Raw genomic sequence first — 5,077 nt, 5'->3', positions numbered from 1 at the left:
CGTCCCTTTTTCACAAAGCTCTTGAGGAACTTTTCTTCGTCCTCTTTAAGTTTTATTTCTACCATACGGGCAGTATGGTGTTTGGAGTTTATAAAGTTGTTCCAAAACTAAGTTGTTGAGACACTAGGTATGTGTTCTCTCCATAACAAAATACCGAAATCCTTTAATACACAGTTACTAATTGGTGACTATAACGTTCGTAACACTTAAGAAATTTGGAAATAAAGAGTACGCATATGAACTCACGAGCTACTGGGATAAAAAAGCCAAGCAACCAAGACATAAAACAAAATACCTTGGTGTTGTCATCGATAAAGAGAAGGGGATTTACCGGAAGACGCTGAAGGAAAAAATCCTAAAGGAAGAGCTTATCCTCGACTTTGGGGACACGTTTCTCCTCCATGAGTTCTTAGAGAAAAAAGGTTTCATAAAGATATTGAAAGATTCTTTCGGGAAAAATGCAAACATGCTTTTCAACCTGATTTCCTACAGATTATGTCATCCATCAGCAATGAGATTAGCGGAGATCTGGCAGAATGGGAATGCGATAAAGTACCTTTGCAAAGCCAACCTTAGTTCTCAGAGAATCAGTGATTTGATAGTTGGGATTGGATTGGAGGAAAAACTTCGTTTGTTTTTCAAAAACTATCTCTCGTTCATACATCATTCATCAGATGGGCTGTTATTGGACATAACTGCGATGCCGAATCAGATTCATATGCCATTCTCACAGCGGGGTTATCACGATGAGGATATTGACAAGCAGATAAATCTTATGTTGGTTGTGGACAAGGCAAGCTCTATGCCCTTGTTTTTCAGGTACATCCCTGGAAGCATCCCCGATGTCAGTAGTCTGAAACCTACTATCGAAGAGATGAAACCTGACTTCCCACATTTTAAGCACATGTTATGATCGATAATTGCTGCCTGATTCTCCTAAATGCCTGTTTTTCTCCTTAGAACTTCTTCATTTTTTCATGCTGGCGATAGCAATCCACATGTAATGATATGTGTTTACAATATAAGCACATACGATTCTTACAGAAATTACAAAGAAACAGAAGGGGATTTTGGAAAAACTAAATTTATGTGCTTAAAAATACGGAAGTTAGGATGAAAAGCTTTGGGATACAGGATACGTATTCAATATTTGATGCAGGCTTTTACTCAGAGGATAATATAAAAGCGGTGCAGGGAATAGAAATACCTTTTATGGTAAGGCTGCCTGCAAATAGAAAGCTGTACAAAAAACTCGTAAATGGTATCAAAGACTTGGAGGACGTAAAGTATGCAGTACGCTATGGAAAAAGAGCGTTATTTATAAAGAAGCAGGGTGTGGATTTATTTGGCAAAACTGCTTTTGCTTACATTGTACTTGATCCTGCAAGAAAAGGCAGGGAAACAACAAAACTCATTTTGCAATTAGATGAAATAAATAAAAGTACTGATGAGAAGGCATTTCTGTTGAAGAAAAAAGGTATCATGATACTTCTTTCTTCTATTGATTTACCTGAAGAAAACACAATACCTTTCTACTACAGCAGGCAAATCGCAGAACAACTGTTCAAGTTTTCAAAGGATGATTTGAATCTGCTTCCTTTGAGAACACACAAGGAAGAAAGCATGCGTGGTTATCTCCTTCTGGTATTCATAACGCTAAGCGTATTTTTGCTCTTGCAGAAAAATCTTGAGAAGAAGATTACTGTGGAGGAAGCTTTGCTTTTACTCAGGAATCTTAAGGTCAAAGTGTTCGAGGATGAGATGCTTATACCCGAGATCACCAAGGAGCAGAGATTATTATTTGAGAAATTTGATATCATAGTCCCTAAAGTGCTGGGAATTTAGGAATTTTGTTTTTTGTGTGGGCCGTTCATTTTTCATATCTAGCGGCATCTCTCGATTGGATAAAGAAACGTATCTAAAATTTTTTATGTTTGATGTCCCTCACAGTCCTGTAATCATAAGCCAATACAGCATAATCAAATAACGTTTTCAAAGAGGAAATGAACAAACCAACCACTATACCAAAGAACTTCCCTCCTGACATTCTCCACAAAATTTCACACAGAAGAGCAGGAATTGCCCACATAGGTATCATGGCTTTCCAGCGTGGATGAAGATCTATCTTCATGCTGTTCCATTTTATGCTTGCAGTCCATACATTCGTTTTTTTTAGCATTTTTTCACGTATAACAATTAACCCACTAACGAATAATGTTAATAAAATACTTTCGTTTTATTTTTGTTTAGAAGGGCGGGATGGGATTTGAACCCACATATGCGGATCTGCAGTCCGCCACCTGGCCTCTAGGTTACCCGCCCATAATGGCCATATAACCTTGGTTAGCTCGAGGTTAACTGACCTTTAGACGTACATATTACCAGTATTTTTATAGTTTGGGCTTTCCTTGAGCACGGAAATAATATTATTGAATGTTCCTTCAGTTATTTCCCCAGCTATTAGTTTATCCACCAATTTCAGCCTTCTATCCGATGAATCAACAGCCTTCGTGCCCTCTGAAATGTCTTCTGGATGGTTATCGAAGATCTTTTTGATGTCCATGTGCATCTGCTGCTGTGTGGGTCTGTCATAGATCATAGTTGTCGCGAAATTCTTGTGTCTCGCATGGTTCTGGACAGTAGCAGGGTTTACCCTGGAATTGAGCAGATGTGTTATACAACTTGCTCTGGACATGTGAGGATAAACTCTTTTTGTTATCCCTGCCTTTGCTGCACAGTTTTTAACATAGTACCGAACAAATTTTTCACCTATTCTCCTACCGTATTTGTTGAGAAACAAAGCTTTTTCATCATCTTTTTCTGGATTTCTTTCTCCTTCAACGTAGTTTCTTATTGCCTCCAATGCTCTGTCACTTATCGTAACTATCCCGTCACCGGTCTTTGCATCCTTTATATAGAGTTCATTTGCCTCGTAATGCACATCTGTGAGGTTTAGGTTGATTATTTCCCCCTTGCGTAGTGCACAGTCGTACATGGTCAACATCATAGCGTAGGTACGTTTGCTGCCCTTCTTAGCAACCCTGAGTATCTTGTTCACCTGCTCTGGGGTCAGCACATCTTTGTTTTTGGTTTTTGGACGAGGCAGCGTAAGATGCAGGTCTGGTTGTTGTAGTACAGCCCTACAGAACAGGTTGATTCCCGAGAATCTCACTCGGTTTCCTCGCACCTGGTATTTTTGTGTCAGTCTCAATTTTATCCCATCGAGGTCTTTCTGTTGAAGTTCGTCTAGATCTTTGTTTTGGAGATTGTCTTTTACGGTTTTTGTATAGTGATTGATGGTCTTAGGTTTGTAGCCTTCACGTATCATGTAGTTCCTGTATTCCTGTAGCGCCTGCTCAAAGTTCATAACATGCCTCCATTCTACTGTCGTCTTCTTTTGCGGATTTGATGGCTTTTTTGTCTTTTAACATCTTACAGCCACCTAGACTTACAACCTCTTCAGATCGGAAGCCTATGTTTGTATCGTCAATTTGTTTTAAAATGTTGTGAGTTACCTTCTCCACAACCCATGCCGGAAGTCTCTTTATCTCCTTCAGCCCCTGGATTTTCCTGCCTTCGTTATATTTATCCATCTCTTTTATGCCTTCTTTTGCCAATCTAGTTGTTATCTCCTCTAAAAAATCCCGTGTTTTAATAACTGCTTCTACACTAATTTGGTGGGAGTTACATTCCTGATTCAGGATTTCTTTGATTGGTTTCAAGGGTAGCAATTCAACCTCCTTCCGGTGGGGCTGACAGCGTTTTCCTCCCCACCATATGTAATTCTTCCAGCCTGTCCGTGAAAGTGCTTAAAAGCCGTGCTTTCAAGCATCGTTATCACCATCCTGGCTATCTGCTTCATGCTTTTTCGCATATTGCGTGAGGATATGGCCGACTGCTCGGCTCCTGCATTCACCGACCAACCAGATATCTTGTGTGATGGAATCAACAGACTGCCAGCTGCGCCGCCTGCGACCTGTGGGATTAAATTTTTATCCTTTTTCTGGAAATGAACTCTGTGGTTCTTACTGAATATGTGTTTTGCAATTCTTGCCTCCGACGAAATGAAGGGTGTGAATCTTGTGAATCTTATCAGGATATGTATTGGTGGGCGTAATCGAGGTTTTGTATAGTTAATGAGAGAACTATATAGTAAAGGTTCATAAGTTGCATAAGGTTCATTTTTCCTCATATAAAGACCGTGTGAACCTTTATGGCAAAGTTTCATAAGATACACCATTCTCATCTTGTTCCTCCATTTCTGCGTATTCCACCTCATATTTTTGGTATAGATACGCAAGCTTCTTTTCATTCTGTTTTTTGCTGGTTCGCAAAACGGTACCTCCACTGGTTCTGTCGGTTTTCAGGTCCATTCCCTTCAGCATATAGCCCACCCTGGTTGGCGACGGCTTGCTGCTTTTGCCCAGTATCTCGCATTGGTGAGCAATTTCGCTTAATGGAATTTCGTGTACTCCCGCTCGCTGGCTTTTGTAAATGTAAAATATTACGCTTGCTTCCTCAGAGACCAGCATTTCCTCCTTGTATCTCACATATTGTTGATAGGCGTACTTCACTATCGGATCCGTTGGAATATTGAACTGCTTTGCCGCTCTCAATATCGGCCTGAAAACTTGGAGTGTTCCACCTCTCAATTTGAAAGCTGTGCCATTCACCTCTGTAGTGTAATCCTCAGGTTTTAATTTTAGTGGGTCTGGCATTAGCAGCCGGTACGCCAGTAACGCCGTGCGTATCTCGCTTAATCGATCCTCTATATCTTCCATCTCATCTATTTCCGGTGTATGTTCCTCCATGAAGATATTAACACGCCTCCGGTACAGGCTTCCCTTGAATGGATACCGTCCGGTGAACGCTTTGAACCCGAACACATCCCGGCCTATGATGTCATCACTGTTTTCCTTGCATATTGTATATTTAAATCCTTTCATAAACCCGACTATGTGTAAAAAGTATGAATGCTTTCTACTCAGGCTCTAAACCAAGCCTTCGACAGTCTTCCTTGGTCAAAATAACCTTCATCACATAGACCTTTGCTTTAAATTTTTCGAGAAGATCTACA

The 5,077-nt window shown here is 40.3% G+C and carries 7 protein-coding genes and 1 tRNA gene; 2 read left to right on the top strand and 6 right to left on the bottom strand.

All coding sequences use genetic code 11. The features are described 5' to 3' along the window. The first annotated feature begins 184 nt into the window (after positions 1-184). Both U9O96_06330 and U9O96_06325 read left to right on the top strand, forming a co-directional pair. Complete coding sequence (locus U9O96_06330) at positions 185-913, top strand: hypothetical protein (protein ID MEA2054707.1); 729 nt, start codon at positions 185-187, stop codon at positions 911-913. Positions 914-1,113: 200 nt separating this feature from the next. Then, positions 1,114-1,845: a transposase gene (locus U9O96_06325; protein ID MEA2054706.1), complete on the top strand. Its 732-nt coding sequence runs from the start codon at positions 1,114-1,116 to the stop codon at positions 1,843-1,845. Positions 1,846-1,918: 73 nt separating this feature from the next. On the opposite strand, the gene U9O96_06320 is transcribed toward U9O96_06325, so the two are convergent. The 6 genes from U9O96_06320 to U9O96_06295 form a co-directional block, all read right to left on the bottom strand. Next, positions 1,919-2,179 carry a hypothetical protein gene (locus U9O96_06320; GenBank protein MEA2054705.1) on the bottom strand — a complete coding sequence of 87 codons (261 nt, stop codon included), beginning with the start codon at positions 2,177-2,179 and terminating at the stop codon, positions 1,919-1,921. Between the two features lie 72 nt (positions 2,180-2,251). After that, positions 2,252-2,322 (bottom strand) — tRNA-Cys (locus U9O96_06315). Positions 2,323-2,365: 43 nt separating this feature from the next. After that, positions 2,366-3,367, bottom strand: coding sequence for a tyrosine-type recombinase/integrase (locus U9O96_06310; GenBank protein ID MEA2054704.1), 1,002 nt, complete (start codon positions 3,365-3,367; stop codon positions 2,366-2,368). After that, entirely contained in the window at positions 3,357-3,722 is a 366-nt protein-coding gene (locus U9O96_06305) for a hypothetical protein (GenBank protein ID MEA2054703.1), read from the bottom strand. Before U9O96_06305 ends, U9O96_06310 begins: the two co-directional genes overlap by 11 nt. Beyond that, complete coding sequence (locus U9O96_06300) at positions 3,719-4,192, bottom strand: hypothetical protein (protein MEA2054702.1); 474 nt, start codon at positions 4,190-4,192, stop codon at positions 3,719-3,721. Before U9O96_06300 ends, U9O96_06305 begins: the two co-directional genes overlap by 4 nt. A gap of 19 nt (positions 4,193-4,211) precedes the next feature. Further along, entirely contained in the window at positions 4,212-4,946 is a 735-nt protein-coding gene (locus U9O96_06295) for a hypothetical protein (protein ID MEA2054701.1), read from the bottom strand. Between the last annotated feature and the right edge of the window lie 131 nt (positions 4,947-5,077).

The organism is Candidatus Thermoplasmatota archaeon, from assembly GCA_034660695.1.
In the GTDB taxonomy this organism is placed as follows: Archaea; Thermoplasmatota; E2; order UBA202; family DSCA01; genus JAYEJS01.
This window is presented reverse-complemented; position numbering and strand designations above follow the sequence as displayed.

Coding starts and splice junctions, on each gene's coding strand:
- U9O96_06295 (MEA2054701.1), bottom strand. CDS start 4,946: ATGAAAGGATTTAAATATACAATATGCAAGGAAAACAGTGATGACATC.
- U9O96_06320 (MEA2054705.1), bottom strand. CDS start 2,179: ATGCTAAAAAAAACGAATGTATGGACTGCAAGCATAAAATGGAACAGC.
- U9O96_06300 (MEA2054702.1), bottom strand. CDS start 4,192: ATGAGGAAAAATGAACCTTATGCAACTTATGAACCTTTACTATATAGT.
- U9O96_06325 (MEA2054706.1), top strand. CDS start 1,114: ATGAAAAGCTTTGGGATACAGGATACGTATTCAATATTTGATGCAGGC.
- U9O96_06310 (MEA2054704.1), bottom strand. CDS start 3,367: ATGAACTTTGAGCAGGCGCTACAGGAATACAGGAACTACATGATACGT.